This is a genomic window from Copranaerobaculum intestinale (assembly GCF_009831105.1).
Lineage (GTDB): Bacteria > Bacillota_I > Bacilli_A > Erysipelotrichales > Erysipelotrichaceae > Copranaerobaculum > Copranaerobaculum intestinale.
Window position 1 is genome coordinate 110783 of the sequence record NZ_WUUQ01000003.1, and the last position, 20906, is coordinate 131688.

General features: G+C 42.9%; 25 protein-coding genes. 19 read left to right on the forward strand and 6 right to left on the reverse strand.

Annotation, left to right across the window (positions count from 1 at the left end):
* Positions 1–47 precede the first annotated feature (47 nt).
* The 6 genes from GSF08_RS09055 to malQ all read left to right on the forward strand — a co-directional run bounded on the left by GSF08_RS09055 (position 48) and on the right by malQ (position 5098).
* Complete coding sequence (locus GSF08_RS09055) at positions 48–815, forward strand: HAD family hydrolase (protein WP_160625479.1); 768 nt, start codon at positions 48–50, stop codon at positions 813–815.
* 50 nt (positions 816–865) lie between these two features.
* Entirely contained in the window at positions 866–1333 is a 468-nt protein-coding gene (locus GSF08_RS09060) for a hypothetical protein (RefSeq protein ID WP_160625480.1), read from the forward strand.
* Between the two features lie 88 nt (positions 1334–1421).
* A complete protein-coding gene (locus tag GSF08_RS09065) occupies positions 1422–2183 on the forward strand; it encodes an EFR1 family ferrodoxin (RefSeq protein WP_160625481.1) in 762 nt (253 codons plus the stop codon).
* A 445-nt stretch (positions 2184–2628) separates the two neighbouring features.
* Positions 2629–3009, forward strand: a complete 381-nt coding sequence (locus GSF08_RS09070) for a desulfoferrodoxin family protein (protein ID WP_160625482.1) — start codon at positions 2629–2631, stop codon at positions 3007–3009.
* Positions 3010–3106: 97 nt separating this feature from the next.
* A complete protein-coding gene (locus GSF08_RS09075) occupies positions 3107–3610 on the forward strand; it encodes a hypothetical protein (protein WP_160625483.1) in 504 nt (167 codons plus the stop codon).
* 18 nt (positions 3611–3628) lie between these two features.
* Entirely contained in the window at positions 3629–5098 is a 1470-nt protein-coding gene (gene malQ / locus GSF08_RS09080; protein WP_160625484.1) for a 4-alpha-glucanotransferase, read from the forward strand.
* 83 nt (positions 5099–5181) lie between these two features.
* On the opposite strand, the gene GSF08_RS09085 is transcribed toward malQ, so the two are convergent.
* Together GSF08_RS09085 and GSF08_RS09090 are read right to left on the reverse strand one after the other, a co-directional pair.
* Entirely contained in the window at positions 5182–6042 is an 861-nt protein-coding gene (locus GSF08_RS09085; RefSeq protein WP_160625485.1) for a DegV family protein, read from the reverse strand.
* Positions 6035–6601, reverse strand: coding sequence for a DUF1836 domain-containing protein (locus GSF08_RS09090; RefSeq protein ID WP_160625486.1), 567 nt, complete (start codon positions 6599–6601; stop codon positions 6035–6037). The genes GSF08_RS09085 and GSF08_RS09090 overlap by 8 nt, the downstream gene beginning before the upstream one ends.
* Before the next feature lie 163 nt (positions 6602–6764).
* Here GSF08_RS09090 and GSF08_RS09095 point away from each other — a divergent pair, with 163 nt between their 5' ends.
* On the forward strand, positions 6765–7340 hold the full coding sequence (locus GSF08_RS09095) for a DUF308 domain-containing protein (protein ID WP_160625487.1): 576 nt from the start codon (positions 6765–6767) through the stop codon (positions 7338–7340).
* A gap of 241 nt (positions 7341–7581) precedes the next feature.
* Here GSF08_RS09095 and GSF08_RS09100 read toward each other — a convergent pair whose 3' ends face one another.
* Both GSF08_RS09100 and GSF08_RS09105 read right to left on the reverse strand, forming a co-directional pair.
* The gene (locus GSF08_RS09100) at positions 7582–8319 is read right to left on the reverse strand and encodes a class I SAM-dependent methyltransferase (protein ID WP_160625488.1); all 738 of its coding nucleotides are present in this window, start codon (positions 8317–8319) and stop codon (positions 7582–7584) included.
* 160 nt (positions 8320–8479) lie between these two features.
* Positions 8480–9295 (reverse strand): Cof-type HAD-IIB family hydrolase, encoded by an 816-nt coding sequence (locus GSF08_RS09105; RefSeq protein ID WP_160625489.1) that lies wholly within the window; start codon positions 9293–9295, stop codon positions 8480–8482.
* Between the two features lie 120 nt (positions 9296–9415).
* Between GSF08_RS09105 and GSF08_RS09110 the strand changes: the two genes are divergently transcribed.
* From GSF08_RS09110 to thpR, 3 genes are read left to right on the forward strand one after another with little or no spacing between them, the layout of a single operon-like run.
* Positions 9416–10123 (forward strand): MBL fold metallo-hydrolase, encoded by a 708-nt coding sequence (locus tag GSF08_RS09110; protein ID WP_160625490.1) that lies wholly within the window; start codon positions 9416–9418, stop codon positions 10121–10123.
* Positions 10107–10472 (forward strand): VOC family protein, encoded by a 366-nt coding sequence (locus tag GSF08_RS09115; RefSeq protein WP_160625491.1) that lies wholly within the window; start codon positions 10107–10109, stop codon positions 10470–10472. The genes GSF08_RS09110 and GSF08_RS09115 overlap by 17 nt, the downstream gene beginning before the upstream one ends.
* Positions 10469–11245, forward strand: a complete 777-nt coding sequence (gene thpR / locus GSF08_RS11720) for an RNA 2',3'-cyclic phosphodiesterase (protein ID WP_160625492.1) — start codon at positions 10469–10471, stop codon at positions 11243–11245. The genes GSF08_RS09115 and thpR overlap by 4 nt, the downstream gene beginning before the upstream one ends.
* A 319-nt stretch (positions 11246–11564) precedes the next feature.
* On the opposite strand, the gene GSF08_RS09125 is transcribed toward thpR, so the two are convergent.
* Positions 11565–13244 carry a [FeFe] hydrogenase, group A gene (locus GSF08_RS09125; RefSeq protein ID WP_160625493.1) on the reverse strand — a complete coding sequence of 560 codons (1680 nt, stop codon included), beginning with the start codon at positions 13242–13244 and terminating at the stop codon, positions 11565–11567.
* A gap of 186 nt (positions 13245–13430) precedes the next feature.
* Here GSF08_RS09125 and GSF08_RS09130 point away from each other — a divergent pair, with 186 nt between their 5' ends.
* From GSF08_RS09130 to GSF08_RS09170, 9 genes are all read left to right on the forward strand, one after another.
* Entirely contained in the window at positions 13431–13658 is a 228-nt protein-coding gene (locus tag GSF08_RS09130) for a FeoA family protein (protein ID WP_160625494.1), read from the forward strand.
* On the forward strand, positions 13655–15658 hold the full coding sequence (feoB, locus tag GSF08_RS09135) for a ferrous iron transport protein B (protein ID WP_160625495.1): 2004 nt from the start codon (positions 13655–13657) through the stop codon (positions 15656–15658). The genes GSF08_RS09130 and feoB (GSF08_RS09135) overlap by 4 nt, the downstream gene beginning before the upstream one ends.
* A complete protein-coding gene (locus GSF08_RS09140; RefSeq protein WP_160625496.1) occupies positions 15655–15846 on the forward strand; it encodes a FeoB-associated Cys-rich membrane protein in 192 nt (63 codons plus the stop codon). The genes feoB (GSF08_RS09135) and GSF08_RS09140 overlap by 4 nt, the downstream gene beginning before the upstream one ends.
* 92 nt (positions 15847–15938) lie before the next feature.
* On the forward strand, positions 15939–16148 hold the full coding sequence (locus tag GSF08_RS09145; RefSeq protein ID WP_160625497.1) for a FeoA family protein: 210 nt from the start codon (positions 15939–15941) through the stop codon (positions 16146–16148).
* Between the two features lie 12 nt (positions 16149–16160).
* The gene (locus GSF08_RS09150; protein WP_160625498.1) at positions 16161–16382 is read left to right on the forward strand and encodes a FeoA family protein; all 222 of its coding nucleotides are present in this window, start codon (positions 16161–16163) and stop codon (positions 16380–16382) included.
* A 47-nt stretch (positions 16383–16429) separates the two neighbouring features.
* Positions 16430–18589, forward strand: a complete 2160-nt coding sequence (feoB, locus tag GSF08_RS09155; protein ID WP_160625499.1) for a ferrous iron transport protein B — start codon at positions 16430–16432, stop codon at positions 18587–18589.
* The gene (locus GSF08_RS09160) at positions 18582–18716 is read left to right on the forward strand and encodes a FeoB-associated Cys-rich membrane protein (RefSeq protein ID WP_160625500.1); all 135 of its coding nucleotides are present in this window, start codon (positions 18582–18584) and stop codon (positions 18714–18716) included. Before feoB (GSF08_RS09155) ends, GSF08_RS09160 begins: the two co-directional genes overlap by 8 nt.
* Positions 18717–18783: 67 nt before the next feature.
* Complete coding sequence (locus GSF08_RS09165; RefSeq protein WP_160625501.1) at positions 18784–19437, forward strand: HAD family hydrolase; 654 nt, start codon at positions 18784–18786, stop codon at positions 19435–19437.
* Positions 19438–19681: 244 nt separating this feature from the next.
* Positions 19682–20545, forward strand: coding sequence for a DUF6198 family protein (locus GSF08_RS09170; protein ID WP_160625502.1), 864 nt, complete (start codon positions 19682–19684; stop codon positions 20543–20545).
* Positions 20546–20659: 114 nt separating this feature from the next.
* Here the strand turns inward: GSF08_RS09170 and GSF08_RS09175 are convergent, their stop codons facing one another.
* Positions 20660–20899 (reverse strand): hypothetical protein, encoded by a 240-nt coding sequence (locus GSF08_RS09175; protein WP_160625503.1) that lies wholly within the window; start codon positions 20897–20899, stop codon positions 20660–20662.
* Between the last annotated feature and the right edge of the window lie 7 nt (positions 20900–20906).

Consider the following 20906-nt stretch of genomic DNA (forward strand, 5'->3'; position numbering starts at 1 on the left):
TCTTTTTATCGGTGAATGGTATAATGAATGAGAATTTTGGAGGAATTATGAAGAAATATCTTTTTTTTGATATTGATGGAACCTTAACCGGTGAACAGGGTAGGATTTATGATTCCACTCGGCGGACGCTGCGACAGCTTGAAGCCAATGGTCATTTCATCGCAATCACCACCGGACGCGCTCACTTTCGAGCACAGGAGTTTGCTGACGAAATCGGCATCAGCCACATGGTGTGCGAGGGCGGTAATGCAGTTTGTGTGAACAATGAAATATTGAATTATGAACCCATGAATCAAAAAGCGCTGATCCGTGTCTGTGAGGAAGCTCAGGAAAAGGGCATCGGTTTTGCTTATTCCAACCAGGACAGCCGTATTCGCTATACCCCCAATGATGCTTTTATCAAGCAGGCAGGAGATTTTTCTATGTTTATGGAGGTGCAGGTAAAACCGGAACTTGATTATCATCACTGCGGAGTGCTGCGGCGAATCTTTGTTGCTTTGCCGCCATCAGAAGAATATCGTTTGTCTTCTATGAATGGTATTGGATACATGCGCTATAATAATCAATTTTTGATCATTGAACCGGATAATAAATATCACGGTATCCGCAAAATGATGAAACTGATCCAAGCACCGGAAAGTGATGTTGTAGTATTTGGGGATGGCTTTAACGACCGCAAAATGTTTCAGCAGGCACCGTTTAAGATCGCGATGGGAAATGCTATTGATGAGCTGAAAGAGCTTGCTGATTATGTAACTGCAGACTGTGACAATGATGGAATTGAAAAAGCTTGCCGGCATTTTGGTTGGATCTGATACATCGTGTTTGAAGTATGATATACTAATAAAAAGAAGAGGCTGATGATATGAAAAAAGAAAATTTAGGATTGGCGGCATTGATCGCAGTTCTTTGTGTAATCATGGGTGTTGCATATGTGAAAATCTATTCAGGGAAAACCGCTCCCCAGCAATGTGCGGTAAAAGCAGTTACTGAGATCAAGGAGCAGAGCAGCGGTTATCGCGTACATATCAATAAGAGCTATAAAACCAAGAAGGATCGCTGTATTTCCTTTTCAATGAACCTGGATGTGAATACAGAATCAGATAAAGTTGTGTTTACAGGTACAAAAACGAAAGAATACAACGATATCTTTAAAGTGAGCACCAAAGATAAGGATGTGAAAATCACAGCGAATGATGCAACGTTGGATCAGAATAATCTTACTGTTTCGATTGAGGCGCTGATTAAAGAGAACTCGCAGAAAAATCATTATGACATTGAGGTAAAGGTTCCGTTGAAGATTTCAAACGGTAAGCTGACAGAAGGGAAATGACCCTTCTTTTTTTGTTTAGGAAAGGTGATTGTTAAGTAAATATGACCGGCGTATAATGAATACAAAGGAGCAACAGGTGATAAGAAATATGAAAATATATGAAATCTTTTTTAGTCCTACAGGCGGCACTAAGCAGGTGGCTGACATCTTGGCCAAAGCATGGCAACAGGAAGTGATAGAAATCGATTTATCAGCCTCTGAAAATGTTCTTGATAAAATGATCGAGAAAGACTCTTTTTGTATCATAGCTGCTCCGGTATTCGGGGGTCGGATCCCGGAAATCGCTGTATCCATGCTTCACCGATTGAAAGGCAATCAGGCAAAAGCAGTCGTCATTGCAGTATATGGCAATCGGGCGTATGAAGACGCCCTGCTGGAATTGAAAAATACAGCTGAAGCAGTAGGCTTTCATACGATTGCCGGCATCAGTGCGATCGCAGAACATTCTATCATGCATTGCTATGGGAAGAACCGTCCCGATCAAAACGATTGTGCTCAGCTGTTAACGTTTGCGGAACAGATCAAGCAGAATTTTCATAACGAAGGAAAATTATCAATACCGGGAAATTACCCTTATAAGGAATATAAGATATTGCCCATGATCCCGATCGTATCAAATGCTTGTACTCAGTGCGGCTTGTGTGCTGCTAAATGCCCGGTACACGCAATTTCCAAGGATTATCCTCAGGCTACAAGCTCTGATCAATGCATATCCTGTATGCGCTGCATCGCCATTTGTCCAAGCCATGCCCGTTTTCTGGAGCCAAAGAGTTTAATAAAGATCACACAGAAGCTGGCTTCGGTTTGCAGTGAGCGAAAAGCGAATACATTATATTTGCGTGAGCGGTAATGTATATGAATCTGCCGATCTGAATTTCGCATGATTTACCAGCCGTTTTTTTGAGAATGGATTCCTTGCCGATAACCAATGCAAGGATTGGTGAGCAATCTATTTAAAAATTCCAAAATATGTAAATTATGCGATAAATAAAGGATATTTTTAATATTTTTAAGCGGATTAAATTGCAATAGTGTCTAAAACAAGATAGAATAAATACGGATATTAATACAGCTGGATCGTCATTCTTCCCCCACCCATATTTGACGGTTCAGTGTCTCCCCCAAAAAAGATTGTATTAATATCCTTTTTATGTTGTCTTGCGTATTTACGGTTTTTTTGCATATAGATACTGAAATTTTCAGTATTCAAAGGTGAGCATTCTGCTGGTAACTGCTGCGGCATATGGTTATAATAGGTGCGTACTCAGATAGAGAAGAGTAAAGGAGATTAAACTATGAAAATTTTAAAATGTTCTGTATGTGGAAATATTGTTGAGATGCTTCATGATGCTGGAGTTCCGATTATGTGCTGCGGTCAGCCGATGAAGGAACTGAAGGCCGGAGAAAGTGACGGAGCTTTGGAAAAACACGTTCCGGCAGTTACTGTAGAAAACGGGGTTGTATCCGTACAGGTAGGAGAAGTTGAACATCCGATGCTGGCGGAACACCATATTGAATTTATTCTTGTCAAGGCGGGATCAAAGGTTATCCGCGCCGATTTACAGCCAGGTGAAAAACCGGTTGCGCAGGCAGTGATCGGTGATTATCACGGTCTGGTAGAAGTGTATGAATACTGTAACCTGCACGGTCTGTGGAAAAAGGAAGTAACGATTTAGTGATGTATTTGAGACAAATCCTGAGAATATTGGGATTTGTCTTTTTTCATGGGCATCAGGTAGGTATTTTGATATAATGTAACAAGAGGTGAGGCGTATGCTTTATGAGAAGTATTCTATCTTTCCGGTTGATCTGGAACAGGATGGATTTTTGGTGGATTATGTAGATGGTCGGTTTGTGATGGTTTTAAAGGATCGCAGCTGGAGTGATTTTGAAATACAGGCTCTGCAGAGGCATCGAATCACCGTATCTTTTTTATATGAGCGAGTGTGTGCGTTGTTTCTTCTGGAAATAAATGATGCAATAGATACAAGTGATGCGGCTTTTGATATTCATAACTGCGAGCATGCCGATAAACTGCTGAAGCAGGAAGAACCCTATGATATTGAAATATATCTCGTGGACAGCCGACATAAAATATGTGCACAGCGCTCAATTACTCTGCCGAAAGTGATGTGCGAGCTGATGAAAGAAAAATTAGAAATACAAGCTCAGACACCTTATGATGAAGCAGGATTTGACCGTGCCTTAATGAAATTGCAAGGGACCTATGAGCCGTTTGAAATGGAGCCGATGGCTGTCTGCCAGGCATTCTTTTAGGTATCGGAGGAATTGATCGTGAAAAAGCGTAAAGCCGGATTGCTGCTGCCGATTGCTTCTTTACCGGGGGGACACGGAATTGGCGATCTAGGACCAGCTGCTTATCAATTTATTCGTTATTGTAAAGCAACTGGAATAAGAATTTGGCAGATCCTGCCGATACATCCGCTGGGGTATGGTAATTCACCTTACCAGCCTTTTTCCTGTTATGCGGGAGAAGCGATGTATATCAGCTTGGAATTGCTGAAAACTGATGGTCTGTTGAAGAAATGTCCTGCTATGGAATATGATCATCCCATTGCTTATGAGCAGGTAAGAAATCTAAAAGAACGGTATCTACAGACCGCCTATCAAGCTTTTCAGAAGCAATTTCATACTTACCAGAAGGAGTATGAGGAATTTTGTCAAAAAGCATTTTGGCTTCATGATTATACTTTATTTATGGCGGTCAAAAAAGTGAATGATCAAAAGCCGTGGATTACCTGGAGTGATGCAGATAAGCATCTCTATCAAGAAGCTTCACTGCCTTCGCATCTTTTGAAGGAAATGGATTATCAGACGTTTTTGCAGTTTATCTTTTTTCGGCAGTGGCAGGCGCTGAAAAACTTCGCTCACACTCATGAAGTGGAAATTATGGGCGATATGCCTATTTACGTCGGTCTGGATTCAGCAGACGTATGGGCAAATCCTGGTAGCTTTAAATTGGACGAGCAGGGAAATCCAATATGGGTCGCCGGGGTACCGCCTGATTATTTCAGTGAAGATGGACAGCGGTGGGGAAATCCTATTTATAATTGGGAATATATGAAAGAGCAGCGGTATTCATTTTGGATCGACCGCCTGCGTTGGTCAATGGGTTTATATGACGCTATTCGAATTGATCATTTCCGCGGCTTTGATTCTTATTGGCAGATACCGGCTAACAGTGAAACCGCAAAGCTCGGAGAATGGATCGACGGTCCGGGAGAAGCGCTGTTTGATGAGATTTACCGACAGCTGCCGCATATTCAAATTGTCGCAGAGGATCTTGGTGACCTGCGGCCTTCGGTGCTGGAGCTTCGAGATCATTATCAGCTTCGGGGCATGCTGGTCATGCAGTTTTTACTGGAGAATTTAGATCAGTTAAAGACGGAAACCGATATTCAGCACGCTTTGATTTATACGGGAACTCATGACAATCCTACGCTGCTGTCATGGCTTGATAGCCAATCGAAAAAAACTTTAGAGAATTTGAAAGATTATTTTGGTATTACGAAGCCAGAACCTCAAAAACTGGCTGATGCAATCATTCAATACACGCTCTGTGCTGAACCGGATCTGGCAATTCTGCCGGTGCAGGATATCCTGTATCTCGATGATATGGGACGGATCAATACACCGTCTACGATTGGCAGCCCAAATTGGGAGTGGCGATTGTCAGATATGAAACAGCTGGACAAACAGCAGCCAATATTAAAGCTGTGGCTGCGTACTGCAAACCGTATATAAAAAGCATCCTTTTTGATGCACCGCCCGCTAAATTAGATTTATTATCTGATTGCGGAAACATCGGTTCATCCTGGATGCTTTTCTTATTCTTCAATAAAGTGAATGCCAATGCCGATCAAACCGGGACCGGTATGAACTCCTAATACTGGCGAAATCTGGCCTTCAATCAGCGCTTCTCTGCCAGACAGCTTGGGAAGCAGGATTTCCTTTACATGTTCGGCATCCTGTAGACCATCACCATGGACAATTGCGACATCGTATTTCTTATGACCTGCTGCGAACTTTAATGCTAGATCCATTGTCTTATGAATGGATTGCGAGCGTCCGCGTACTTTTGATACGGTATAATAAATGCCCTCATCATTGCAGGATATGATCGGCTTTAAATTCAAGGCGTTTCCGAATAGGGAGGCAACCAAGCCGATCCGGCCGCCTTTTTGAAGGTATTCCAGGGTTTTCACAACAAAGAATACTCGGGAATCTTTGATTTCAAGCGACAGCTTTTCACAAACGGTTTTAAAATCAAATCCCTGTTCAATATACCGTCCAGCCTGAATAGCATGAAATCCCGCCCCGATCGCAATGTTTTTTGTATCCAAAACAGAAATATCCAGGCCTTCATATTCACGTGCTATCAGGGATACCATGTTATATGTTCCGGATAGACCGCTGGATAATGTAACGGCGATGACCTTATCGTAGCCATCCTGCTTGATCTGATCAAATAAACGAATGATCGTTTCGCCGTCCGGCAGAGAAGATTTTGGAATCTCCTGATCCAGCCGATCATAGATCTCCCTAGCGGTAATATTAACGCCGTCGATATATTCCTGATCATGATAGATAATTTTAAGCGGCAATACATACATGTGATACTTTTCAACATATTCTTTTGGGACATCACAGCATGTATCTGTGAGTATAGCGATTTTTTCTTTAGTCATGGGAGCCCTCCGTTAATGTTTGTACCTCCTGCTGAAGCTTCACAATCCGCTCTGCCACCAGCTTCGAGGCAAAGGAGAGTGAAGCCATTTTCAAGGCAGTATTTTCAATATTCATTCCTTCCAGAAGCGTATTGTGCTGATCACCGTCCTGAATTTGTGCGAGTACGGTATGCAGTGCCTTTTCAAGCTCGTCACATAGCATGTTGTAGGCACCCTTCAGTCCGCTGATGTGGGCTTGGTATTCAATGCCCTCTTTAACTTCGCCGATTGTTAAAACCTGCTTTAATAGTGTAATGGCAATCAGGTAGGCAATATGAATTTTGTTGTAGCGCTTTTTTTCCGGCTTGGGAATCATTTTTAGTTTCACATAGTTATTAATCATGGAAGAAGTGATAATGCGGTCTTCTCCGTTTTGATTTAAATTTCCGATATAGCGTTCAAGCAGCGTAATTACCTGATCCATATATAAATCAAAATCAGGTAGCTCATGCCAGCGGGGTAAATGAAAATCGGTAAGAGTCTGACTCCACTGCGTCAGCTGTTCAGTAACTTTATCCATCTTTATCAACTCCTATCCTAGAGTATAATCTAATATTAACAAACAGTCAATATAGTTATAGAAACTAGATGATATTTTAATTGAAATTATAATAATAGATATATGTTGAAAACTTTTCTATCATCTTTGATTATGGTAAAATATGAAAAACGGAGGTTTGTTTATGCTGATTAAATTTGAAAGCTGGAAACTGCTGCTGGTTTCTGTATGTTATATTATTTTTGGAATTGCGACGTTCGCCATAGAGGAAATGAAATTGCTGAACTTCTGTACAGCGCTGGGAATCATTATCATGGTGTATGGTGCTTTACAGGCAGCTATTTATTTCTTCCGCCGTGACTTTCAGGATATGCATAATTTTAATTTTTCAATAGGGGTCGGTTTTGCGATTTTTGGATTGTTTATCTGGATGAGACCACAGGTAGTTGTATCTGCTTATCCGCAGATTCTGGCTGGCTGTGTGCTGGTGGACAGTATGATCAAATTGCAGTATGCAATGAATTTGCTGAGGATGAAGGATGCACGCTGGCAGCTGCAGCTAGGTCTGGCGATCATGACCACGGCGCTTGCCGCCGGACTGTTGGTATTACCATTAAAGGATGCCACGCAAAACTATCTAAGTATTCTGCTGATCCTGGATGGTGTCGTTAATCTATACAGTATGTACTATTATCGTCATCAGATTAAGCACTATGATGAAACCAAAATTATAACGGTTGAGGAAACGGGTGAAAAATAGGATATTTGTAAAAGGAGAATGTTAAATTCTCTTTTTTTTAAATATAGGAAAATAATTATTGTTGCTTAGAAAGAATGATTAAATGGATATATCTACCCATTTGCCAAGGAGCATCTGATAATGGGTAACAGCTCTTCCTTTTCAGGGGGCTGTAATGGTTATTGTAGGATTAGCGTTAAAGAAAACGATTAAAAAAGATGGAATGAAATGCACATCTCATTCATTTCATTCCGTCTTAATTTTACTTATCTTTTTTTCGTGCTGATACCAGAAGCATCATTGGGCGCCGCATTTCGTCCTTCATGCCAGGTTCATCTAACATGTCCTGGGGCGGCTGCGGTTCGACAATATGCTCAATGAGTAAGTCATTATTTAATAAAGTATTGAGATAGGTAGTCAGCGTGCGATGATATTTGGTTACAGTTTCACCAAGAAATACTGCCTCCCGCTTTCCTTCATAATAATAATTATCAACTGGGAAATGCAGGATTTTACCTGCGTCATCGTAATACCAGTCTTGTGAACCATAAGCGGTAAATACCGGATGTTCAACTGAGAACACTAGGGACCCGCCCGGCTTAAGCCAACCGCTGATGTTTTCCGCCAAGGTTTTAAAATCCTGAATATAATGGAACGCCAGCGAGCTGATAATAATATCAAAGCTGTTTTCCTTAAATGATAAGTCTTCCATGGCTGCTTCGCGATATTCGATTGCGGGATCGCTGTTTTTCGCTTTTGCGACGTTCAGCATCTTCTTTGATATATCTGCGCCGATAACATGCGCTGCCCCGTTTTGCACGGCATAGATGCAGTGCCAGCCATAGCCGCACCCCAAATCTAAAACTTCTTTTCGGTTAAAATCCGGAAGCAGCTTTCGCAGCTCCTGCCATTCACCGGCGCCGGCCAATCCGCACTTGGAGCGGGTCATTTCACTGTACTTCTTAAAAAATACATCATTATCATATTTATTTTCTTTCATGCTGAATTTCCTCCCATGTAAAATGTGTATCAATATGTTTGTATTCTACATGGGTTTATTTTCTTTTTTGCCTCAATATGCCCTTATGCATCTTCTCACATCCTTTTTTGTATCGATCATGATTCAAAAGGGTGCTTTTCTGATTGAAAGCGCTCCTTTTTTATATGAAACCGTGCAGTTTAAAGCTTTTATATAAGCCGTCATCATCAACTGCCGGGCAAATTTCATCGGCAACCTGTTTCAGGGCTTCCACGCCGTTTTCCATACAGATTCCCAGTGCTGCTGATTTGATCATTTCTATATCGTTTGGACTGTCACCATAGGCAACACTCTGAGAGATATCAGCTTTTTCCGCATCCAGAATCACTTGAATCCCGTGTGATTTTACGATCCCTTTATTTGTAACTTCTCCATAGACTTCAAGATCCGGGCCATGATGAAAGATCACTTCATATTCCTGAAACTTATTGCGGATCAGCTGCTTGGCATTCTGGTTCCACGCATAAAAACAAAATTTGTGTACCGGAATGCCTGATGTAAAGGAATCCATTGATTGAAACTGCCCCATCAGTGCCTCCACCCGCTTTAGCTCGCTATCCTTTGAGATACCGAAAACGGAATGCAAATTCTGTGCCGCAAGATCACTCAGATATGTATTCTCTGCACTCTGCAGGGCGTAGCCGATATTGTTTTCATCCATCCAGGGAAGCAGCTTATTCAGTTTTTCTTGGTTCAGTACGTTCTCATAGAGCACTTGGCCGTGGTTTTCCACATAGGCACCGCCGGCACACACGAATCCATCATAACCGATATCGAGAATTTCCGAGCTTAACTCTCCTTTTGGACGTCCAGTTGATAAATATATCGCATGTCCATTTTCACGGGCTGTTTGAATTGCCGCTATTGCGGACTTGGGAATGATGACGCCCTCATAGAGAAGGGTGCCGTCCACGTCTACGAAGATATAGGATTTCATGAGCTTATACCGCCTTTTCACATGTATTCATTATAATGAAAGCAATTTGGAAAGTAAAGAAAGTTTCTAACTCGAACAAATTTTTAGAGTATGTTAAAATACATTCATCGAGGTGATGTTATGAATGTTACATATCTGGATCATTCCGGATTTTGTGTAGAGTTAAAACACACGGTTCTGATCTTTGATTTTGTTGAGGGAAGTCTGCCGCATTTTGATCCGAAGAAAGCGATCTATTTTTTTGTTTCGCATCGTCATCAGGATCATTTCCATAAACATTTAGGAGAATTATTAACAGCATATCCGCAGGCAAAAGCGATAGTTTCAAGCGATATTCGAAGAGTCCGTGATGCAGCGGTTACATTTATGAGACCGAAAGAGGAACGGATGCTTGACGACATTTATATCACAACGCTTCAGTCTACCGATGAAGGAGTTGCCTTTCTGGTACAGGCAGAGCAGCAGGTCATCTATCATGCAGGAGATCTGCATTGGTGGTACTGGGACGACGATTCTAAATCAGAAAAAGCTGCGATGAAGCAAGCATATTTTACTGAGATTAAAAAGCTGTGTGACATACCGATCGATCTGGCATTTTTGGTTCTTGATCCGCGGCAGGAAAGTGATTATTGGATGGGCTTTGATGCTTTTATGCGTATCAATCAAGTGCAGTATGCAGTACCGATGCATTGCTGGGAAGATTATGACATTATGAATCGTTTAAAGAATCATCCATGCAGCGAACCATACCGTGATCGCATAATTTCGTACGATCATCGGGGTGAAACTTTTCAAATAGGAGGAAAACAGGATGAAATTTGTATTTGATCATAACAATATCAATGTGCTTGACTTGGAAAAAAGTCTTGCATTTTATCAGAAAGCATTGGGACTTAAAGAAATTCGCCGCCATGAATCGGATAGCTTTACCCTTGTTTATTTGGGTGACGGCGTGCATGCACATCAGTTGGAGCTCACATGGCTGAAAGATCGAAATGAACCTTATGAATTAGGAGATAATGAATCTCATATAGCATTTACCGTAGATAATTTCGAAGCAGCACATGCGCTGCATGAGAAAATGGGATGTATCTGTTTTGAAAATCCGGAAATGGGCATTTACTTTATCCATGATCCCGATGATTATTGGCTGGAGATCATACCTTCCCGCTCATGAGTTATTTTGTCGCACTGCTGCTTTCTAATGATGTGCAGAAGCAATTTGCGAATCGTACAAATTCACTGTCGATGCATTTTCAAACGATGCGCCCGATCCGTCAGGATCAACATCATATTACGCTGGCCTTTCTGGGTGAGCTGTCTGAAGCAGAGCTTGCTTTGACAAGCCAAATTCTAAACGGTGTCTGCGGTTATCAGATGCGGCTGGAAACTGCTGATCTTGATCTATTCAATCACGGTGTGCTGATTCAAAAGCTGAAAAAATCGCCGCAGCTGTATACCTTTCAGAAAAAAATAATCCGGGCTTTGAAAAAAGCAGATATTCTCTTTGATCAGAAACCGTTTTATCCTCATATTACTTTGGCAAAATCATGTACATGTGATACTTTCCATCCCCGCGCATGGCTAAGCGGGCAGGATTCGATTGAGATTGCGATTACATCTGCAGCCTTGGTTCGCAGTCATCAGGGTATCTATCATATTGAACAGGACTACCCTTTGAAGCCGCAGCCAACCCAATATGTTTACCTTTTAAAATGCGGTGACGGAAGCTATTATACAGGGTGGACGAATCATCTGGAGGCTCGTGTCAGAGCTCATCAAAGCGGTCAGGGAGCTAAATATACAAAAAGTCATCAGCCGGTTGAGCTAGTATACTATGAGGAGTATGCAGATAAGCGGACAGCGATGCAGCGTGAGTATGCCTGTAAGCAGATGAGCCGTCAAGAGAAGGAGCAGCTAATTCAAAGCAAGCATCTTCAAAAGCGCTGATAACCATTTCTTTAGTGTATGGACTTTAGATAAAGGAATAAAAATGCAATATAGAAAAATATATCTGATAATAACAGGAATGCTTGCCATTTGTGACTTTGGCAGCACAGAAGTCGTTCATCGGATGTATTTTTTTATGCTGCGCAGTATTTTTCAGAATGTGATAAGATCTGATAATTTATATGTTTAATCAATAAAGCATGATTTAAAACTGACCATAAATTGATATTTTATATTGATTATATGAAAGTTTGGATTCTGCAAATTTCTATGAATCATGAAAAAACGGCATCAAAAATGATGCCGCAATCAAATTTTATTATATTTTTTCAAACAAAGCTTTTGGAACCGTGCAGATCGGACATGTATAATCATCCGGCTCTTGGGTAATATCACCTTCATATATGTAACCGCAGACTGTGCATTTGTAGCGGACAGCTTCAGAAGGAGCTGCATTAGATTCTGATTTTTCTTCCATCAGCTCAAACATTGCCTTTGAGGCGAAGCAGATTGGACATTGATAATCATCTGATTCCTGATTTAAATCGCCTTCATAAATATAGCCGCAAATCGTACATTTCCACTTTACGCAAGAGGCAGCTTCCGCTTTCGGTTCTTTTTGATAATCCGTTTGATAAACCGCCGGATCCTCTCCTAGAATATCACTGCGATCTTGATAATAGGTATGCAGCAGCTTTTCAGCTGGCTTTGACAGCGGTTTACCATAGAAGGCTTCATAAAGCCGTATGATTTCCGGATTTTCATGGGAGAATCGTAGGGTCATCTTTTCATCCATCTGGTATAAGCCGTCCATCCGCTCTTTGCGTACGGTGTTCATATCCTCCTGCAGATGCTTAGGCTGACCGCCGCCGCTGATACAGCCGCCCGGACATGTCATCACTTCAACAAAGTGGTACTGCTTGTCACTTTTTTCCATTTGATCGATGAACTGCCGCGCATGATCGGTACCGGATACAACTGCCAGATGGAGTGTCAGATCCCGGATGGTGACATCACAGATTTTTACTCCATCAAGACCGCGCAGCGGTTTGTATGTAAGCAGATCCTGCGGGGGATTTTCACCCGTCAGCATATAATAGGCAGTACGCACAGCAGCTTCCATAACGCCGCCGCTGTTCCCGAAAATAATACCTGCTCCACTGCCTCGCGGCATCAGGGAATCATACTTCGATGGCTCCAGCATGTCAATATCAAGATTTTCCATTTTCATCCAGTCTGCCAGCTCTTTGGTTGTAACCACATAATCGGTATCTGGGTGATCAGGCAGCGCATCCTGCAATTCCAAACGGCGTACTTCAAATTTCTTAGCCGTACATGGTGTGAGCGCTACGGTAATAATGGAAGCCGGGTCAATGCTCTCCTGTTGGGCAAAATAACTCTTTATGGTCGGACCGAACATCGAGATAGGACTTTTGGAGGAAGAAATATTAGGCAGATACTGGGGGTAATATGTTTCCGCAAATTTTACCCACGCCGGACAGCAGGAGGTGAACTGCGGCAGCGGTTTATGGTTGGTAATGCGTTCAATCAATTCGCTTGCTTCTTCCATTATTGTAAGATCAGCCGCAAAGGTCGTATCGAAAACATAATCTGCTCCCAGCTTGCGCAAAGCCGCAACCATTTGTTCCTCTACATAGGCGCCGGCTTTTTTGCCGAATGGCTCACCCAACGCAACCCGCACGGACGGAGAGGTCATGAAGATAACTTTTTTGCTTGGATCCATGATTGCTTTTTTAACCAAATAGGCTTCCTTCTGTTCTGTGAGGACATCGGTAGGGCAGACCTGCACACACTGCCCGCAATGGATACAAATCGCCGTATCATTTGTTTTCAATAAATCATAATGATTGCCTACGGAAATAACATCGCGGCATACATCACGGCATTGTCCGCAGTGAATGCATAGACTTTCAATTCTTCGAATTGCGGGATTATCCAATTCGATTGGAACGCGTATTTCAGGTGATAAATGTTTCATAGAAACTCCTTTCAATTTAAGAATGATTCTTATTCTTAAATAAATTATACATGATTAGCAAGAATTGGTAAATATTTTTTAATAAAATTGATGTGAAAACGTTTTCACTTCTTGCAAAATTGATTGATCAGGGTTAAAATATGGCTGTATGTTAGATTAGGCTAACTCAAGATGGGATGGATGAAAATGACGCTGGATCAAATAAAAATCGGAGAATCCGCAAAAATCACTGCTGTTTTTGGCGAAGAAGAGCTTCGCTGTCGGCTGCTGGATATGGGACTGACCCCACGAACCGAAGTAATGGTGAGAAAAGCGGCACCGATGGGCGATCCCATTGAACTGCGGCTGCGCGGCTATGAGCTGACGCTGCGGCTGGAGGATGCACGCAATATCGAAGTGGAGGAACACGCATGATCTTCGCACTAGCAGGTAATCAGAATTGCGGCAAAACAACGCTTTTCAATCAGCTGACCGGTTCCAATCAGCATGTGGGAAATTTTCCCGGCGTTACGGTAGACAGCAAAAGCGGTGTAATCCGTAATCATCGTGAAGCAAAGGTTGTCGATTTGCCTGGTATTTATTCGCTTTCACCCTATACCAGTGAAGAGATTGTTACTCGTGATTTTTTATTGAAGCAGAATCCCGACGGCATTATCAACATCGTCGATGCAACAAGCATTGAACGAAATCTTTATTTAAGCATGCAGCTGCTGGAGCTTCATAAGCCGATGGTCATTGCCTTGAATATGATGGATGAGGTAAGGGCCAACGGCGGTACGATTAAAATCAAAGAGCTGATGGAAGAGCTGGGGGTACCTGTTGTTCCTATCTCAGCCAGTAAAAACGAAGGTATTGATGAGTTGATCGAGGCTGCGATACGCACCGTTAAAAATCATCAGCTGCCGAAGCGAATCGATTTTTGTTCAGGTGCTGTTCATCGGGCGATTCATGCGACGGTGCATTTGATTGAGGATCATGCCGGCCGTGAAGGCTTGCCGCTTCGTTTTGCGGCTACGAAGGTGGTTGAGGGCGATGCTCCTATCTTGAATCAGCTGAAGCTGTCTGATAATGAAAAAGATATGCTCGATCATAATGTTACGGAAATGGAGCATGAGATGCAGATGGATCGCAAAGCGGCGATGGCAGATATGCGGTATACCTTTATTGAAAAGCTGTGCGCGCAGTATGTGGTGAAGCCTAAGGAAAGCAAAGAGCATCTGCGCAGTGTAAAGATAGATGCGTTATTGACGCATAAGTATTTGGCAATCCCAATTTTCTTATTGATCATGCTGACGATTTTCTGGTTGACCTTCAGTGTGGTAGGCGCGTTTCTGTCCGATTTACTGGCGGCCGGTATTACCGCTCTCAGCGACACGGTCAGTATTCAGCTCACCGCATACGGTATCAATCCTGTCGTACATTCGCTGATAATCGACGGAGTATTTTCGGGAGTAGGAAGTGTTCTGTCATTTATCCCGACGATCGTGGTATTATTTTTCTTCCTTTCTCTACTGGAAGACAGCGGCTATATGGCACGGGTTGCCTTTGTTATGGATAAGCTGCTTCGTAAAATCGGCTTGTCCGGGCGCAGCTTTGTTCCAATGCTGATTGGTTTTGGCTGCTCGGTTCCGGCAATTCTGGCTACGCGTACGCTGGCCAGTGAGCGTGACCGCAAAATGACGATTCTGCTGACACCGTTTATGAGCTGCAGTGCGAAGCTTCCCATCTATGGTATGTTTACCATGGCATTCTTTCCGAAATATCGCGGTTTGGTTATGATAGCTTTATATGTGCTGGGGATGTTGATCGCTATTTTGAGCGGATTCATTTTAAAGAATACGATCTTTCATGGAAAACCCGTTCCCTTTGTGATGGAGCTTCCCAACTATCGGATGCCTTCCGCAAAAAGCGTCATGCTTCTTTTATGGGATAAGGCCAAGGATTTTTTGACCCGTGCTTTTACCATTATTTTTATCGCTACTTTAATTATTTGGTTCTTGCAGACATTTGATATGCGCTTTAATGTCGTAAGCAATAGTGCCGACAGTTTGTTGGCGCAGATCGGCAAGCTGGTATCGCCGATTTTTGCCCCGCTGGGCTTTGCCGATTGGCGAGTATCTACTGCGTTAATTACCGGTCTGACAGCGAAGGAAGCGGTTATTTCAACCTTTGCAGTATTGATGGGAACCTCAACCGCAGCTTTACCGCAGGCACTGCATGCGGTATTCACACCGCTCAGCGCATGGACTTTCCTGGTTTTCACCTTGATTTATACCCCATGCTTTGCAGCGATCAGTGCCATTAAAGGAGAACTGCGCAGCTTTAAAACGACGCTTGGCATCGCATTCTATCAGAGCTTTATCGCATGGGTGATCGCATTTCTGTTTTATCAGATAGGAAGTTTACTGTTATGAAATTCATAGATATCGTATTATTGTTATTAATTGTGCTGGCCGTTATCGGCGCTGTTAGATACCTGAGAAAACACAAGGGTACGTGCGGAGATTGTAAAGGCTGTACCTTGGATTGTCATCACCCGGATATATATGAAGCATATCGGCGTGATCATCCGGCTGATCCCAAAGCGGATCAAAAAGGATAGAAATACGATGATAGGAGTAAAGAATCATTTATTCCTGTCATATATTTTAAGTATTTAGTTATCTGTGGCTAACTTAGGAAGGAGGAATTTGTATGCCGTTAAGTATGGCTTTGGTCGGGGATAAGCACCGTATTGTGAGGATCACCGGCAAGGACGAAGTACGCATTCATCTGGCAGAGCTTGGCTTTGTCGCGGGAGAGGAAATTACGGTGATATCCCGTATTGCCGGCAACATGATTCTGTCAGTAAAGGACAGCAGAATTGCTCTGGATCAATCGTTGGCAAATCGCATTCAAGTATAAAAGGAGGAACTTATGAAGACATTGAGAGATGTGGCAATCGGCGAACGCGCGGTTGTAGTGAAGCTGCACGGAGAAGGTGCGGTGAGAAGAAGAATGATGGATATGGGCATTACTAAAAATGCGGAGGTTTTGGTAAGAAAAACAGCACCGCTCGGTGATCCTATTGAAGTGAAGGTTCGAGGCTATGAATTATCGATCCGTAAAGCAGACGCTTCCCTGATCGAAGTTCAGTAATATGTTCAGTTATAAAGTTAGCTTAATCTAACAAAAGGAGGAAGAAGATGAAACAGTACAAAATAGCACTGGCGGGTAATCCAAACAGCGGTAAAACTACAATGTTCAACGATCTTACCGGAAGTGCTCAGTATGTCGGCAACTGGCCTGGTGTTACCGTTGAAAAGAAAGAGGGAAAGCTGAAAGGATACGGCGATGTTATTATTCAGGACTTGCCGGGAATTTATTCCCTGTCACCGTATACGCTGGAGGAAATAGTCGCGCGTACGTATCTGATCAATGAAAAACCGGATGCGATCATCAATATCGTAGATGGTACGAATATCGAGCGTAACCTGTATTTGACTACGCATCTGTTAGAGCTGGGCATTCCGATGGTTGTAGCAGTCAACATGATGGACCTGGTGGAAAAGGGCAAGGATAAGATTAGTCTTGATAAATTATCTGCGGAACTCGGCTGTGAAGTATACGGGATTTCCGCATTAAAAGGAAACGGCACAAAAGAGCTGGCAGCCCGCGTTGTTGAACTGATAAAGCGAAAAGAACAGGTTCAGCCGCTGCATGTATTTGCGGGAAGCATCGAGCATGCGATAGCGCATATTGAAGACGCGATCGCACAGAAGGCTGAACAGAAAAATCTGCGATGGTATGCGATTAAGCTGTTTGAACGCGATAAGAAAGCAGTTTCGGCTTTGGATCTTCCAAACGATCTGTTTCATGATATTGAACAGTATATCGTAGAGTGTGAGATGGAAATGGATGATGATGCGGAAAGCTTAATCACAGATCAGCGATATGACTACATCGGCAGGGTTGTGGCAAAGAGCGTGAAAAAGCATCGTGATCATGCCCTTTCAGTATCGGATAAAATCGACCGTTTTGTTACAAATCGTTTTCTGGCGCTGCCGATCTTCGCATTGGTTATGTTCCTTGTGTATTATGTTTCTGTGACTACCGTTGGTACGGTGCTGACGGACTGGACCAATGATACACTGTTTGCTGAATGGATCATTCCGGGTGCACACAATCTGTTTACTCAGCTTGGCACGGCACCGTGGCTGAGCGGACTGATTGTGGATGGTATTATTAACGGAGTCGGTGCCGTTTTGGGATTTGTGCCCCAGATGCTGGTGCTTTTCCTAATGCTGTCAGTCCTGGAGGACTGCGGCTACATGGCTCGTGTTGCTTTCATCATGGATCGAATTTTCCGAAAATTCGGCTTATCCGGAAAAAGCTTCATCCCGATGCTGATCGGTTCGGGATGTTCGGTTCCGGGGATCATGGCATCCCGTACGATTGAACAGGAGCATGACCGCCGTATGACGATCATGACGACTTCTTTTATTCCATGCGGAGCGAAAATGCCGATTATCGCGCTCATTGCCGGCGCATTATTCGGCGGTGCATGGTGGGTCGCACCATCCGCTTATTTCATCGGTGTCGCAGCAGTAATAGTATCCGGCATCATTTTAAAGAAAACGAGAATGTTTTCCGGTGATCCTGCACCGTTTGTCATGGAACTTCCGGCCTACCATGTTCCAGCCGTAAGCAATGTCCTGCGCAGCATCTGGGAGCGAGGCTGGTCATTTATCCGCCGTGCCGGTACAGTCATACTGCTTTCTTCGATTGTACTGTGGTTCTTACAGGGCTTTGGCATGGTTCATGGATCCTTGCAGATGGTATCGGATAACAACAACAGCTTGCTGGCGGCAGTCGGACGCTTTATTGCTCCGCTCTTTGCCCCGCTGGGCTTTGGCACTTGGCAGGCATCTGTCGGTACCTTTACCGGTCTGATCGCAAAAGAGAATGTGGTTAGTACGCTTGGTGTGCTGTATGGCTTTGGTGAAGTTGCAGAAGACGGTCTGGAATACTGGACGATGTTTGCCCGTGATTTCACGGCACTGTCAGCATTCTCATTTATGATCTTCAATTTACTTTGTGCGCCTTGCTTCGCCGCTATGGGGGCGATCAAACGGGAAATGAACAATGCCCGCTGGACTTGGTTTGCGATCGGGTACCTCTGTGTCTTTGCTTATACGATTTCCCTGATCGTATTCCAAATCGGTTCCTTTGTGAACGGCGGTGAATTTACCGTTTTAACCGCTGCCGCAATTATTCTTTTGACAGCACTGATCTATCTTTTGTTCCGCAGTCCTGCCAAAGTAAAAGCAGAGACACTTTCTCAAACGGCTGCCGCACATGAGTGATTTTATCATCGGCGGAATCGTTTCCATTATCGTTTTTACGATTGTTGTAAAATTGTTACAGCGTCATAAAAAAGGTCGGTCGAGCTGTGGCTGCGGATGTTGCGATTGTCAGGATCACGAAACCTGAACCGATTTAGAAAGAATTGACATCACATCCCTGCTATTTTAAAATGATAGCTAGGGATGTGATTTTTATGAAGAAAAAACAAGCTGTTTTATTTGATATGGACGGTACCTTAATTGATACCTTTGGAGAAATGAAGAAAGAAAAAAACGGGAAAGTACCACTTTCAAGACGTTATTTCGATTATCGTATGAGTAAGCAGAGCTCTTATAGTTATACAGCGATGAAGCATATGATCGAGCATGATCCGATCATGCGGTTTCAGGCTGATAAGATTTTAAAGAATGTTATCGATACGATGTATGCGCGTTATGAGCGCGCTGCCCTGAAAAGCGGGGCGAAGGAGTTTTTGACGCGTTTAAAAGAACACAATTATCAGCTTTGCCTGTGTACAAACAATTCCAATGATATGGTGAATTATATCTTAAATCAAAAAGGTCTTGATCATGTATTTGATCACATTATCACTTCAGAAATTGTAACAAATCCCAAGCCTGATCCGGAAATGTATGAGAAAGCAGTATCCTATACCGGTCTTGATAAGGATGCCTGCATCGTCTTTGAAGACATGCTGGAAGGAGTACAGGCCGCAAAAGCAGCCGGATTAGATGTATGTGTGGTCTATGATACGTATAATGAAAAGGATATGAAACAGATCAAGGATTTTTCTAATCTGATGATTCATGATTATACCGCACCTGATCTTCAAGTGTTTTTTGAATAATATGTTCTATAATGTCTTAAAAATGTAATATTTTGCTTCCCAGGGGGTTACGGGAAGCATTTTTCAATGATATAATAAGTACGGACAAAGAGTTGAGAAGAGGCGCGTGTGCTTATTGAAAAGTGATCATGATACGTGAGGCTAGGGGTATACATTTATACAAAAAGCAAGAATTTCATGGATACAAATGAAAGCACATCATTGTGCTTTTTCTTTGAGCTCTGACAAGGAAAGAGGTGCTGATGTGAAAATCAATGTAAAAGAAACGATCTGGGAATTCTGCATCGTTATTGCAGGGAACTTTTTACTGGCAGTCGGGGTTACGCTGTTTGTACTGCCAAACAATGTGCTGACTGGCGGAGTGGCCGGAATTGCCATAGCCCTTGAACCATTGATACACATCAAACCGGATATTATGATCAATATTTTAACCGTGGGACTTTTCTTGGTCGGAACGATTGTGCTGGGCCGTAAGTTTGCGGTAAAAACCCTGCTGAGCACGGTTACGTATCCAATTTTCATTTCACTGCTGACGAATTACAGCTCGCAAGTTTTTATTACAGACAACAAGCTGCTGGCCACTATTTACGGTGGTGTATTTATGGGACTTGGTGTTGGACTGGTATTCCGTACCGGCGCATCGACCGGCGGTATGGATATTCCTCCGTTGATCGTTAACAAGTATACGCATTTACCGCTGCCGACGCTGGTGCTGATCACCGATGGGCTGACGGTGCTGCTGGGAGCTTTGGTATATGGCGTAGAAGCGGCGCTGATTGGGATTATTTCAGTTTGGGTAAGCAGTTACCTCATTGATAAAACGATGATGATCGGCGGTCACTCTACAAAGAACATCATGATCATATCAGAGAAGTACGAGGATATTCTGCAGGTGATTTATCAGGAGCTGGGCCGCGGTGCGACGCTTTTGGAGGGAACCGGAAGCTACACCAGAGAACGCAAGCCGGTGATTATGGTGTGTGTGGCCAATAAACAATATCCAATTTTGAATCATGCCATATCTAAACTTGATCCGAATGCCTTTGTGATCGTGACCGATGCTAATGAAGTGCAGGGCTACGGATTCAGCTATATGGAAGAAATGTAGATTATCAAGTCATAGCCGGGAGGTTATGGCTTTTTTAGAATTCACCCCTTCAACAGCCGCTTTCTTGAAGCAATGAAAAAGGACTCGGTAAAGAGACCCTTCATCATATAATAACTAATTTATTTTAATCATAGCACCGTTTATTGTAAGGAGACCCTGCGCAGTTACTTTTGTTTCAGCCTGCGCGTTCAAGGTTGTATTACAGCTGTCAATATTCACAATTACACCTTTTATTTTTATTTCTCCTGTGGGGTTGAGGGTAATGCTTGCTTTTCCTACTTGGATCGTAAGCGGCTTCTCTGATTGTAACTGAATCCCTTTTGCATCTTCTGTAAAAATTGAATGAAAATCCATGATGATT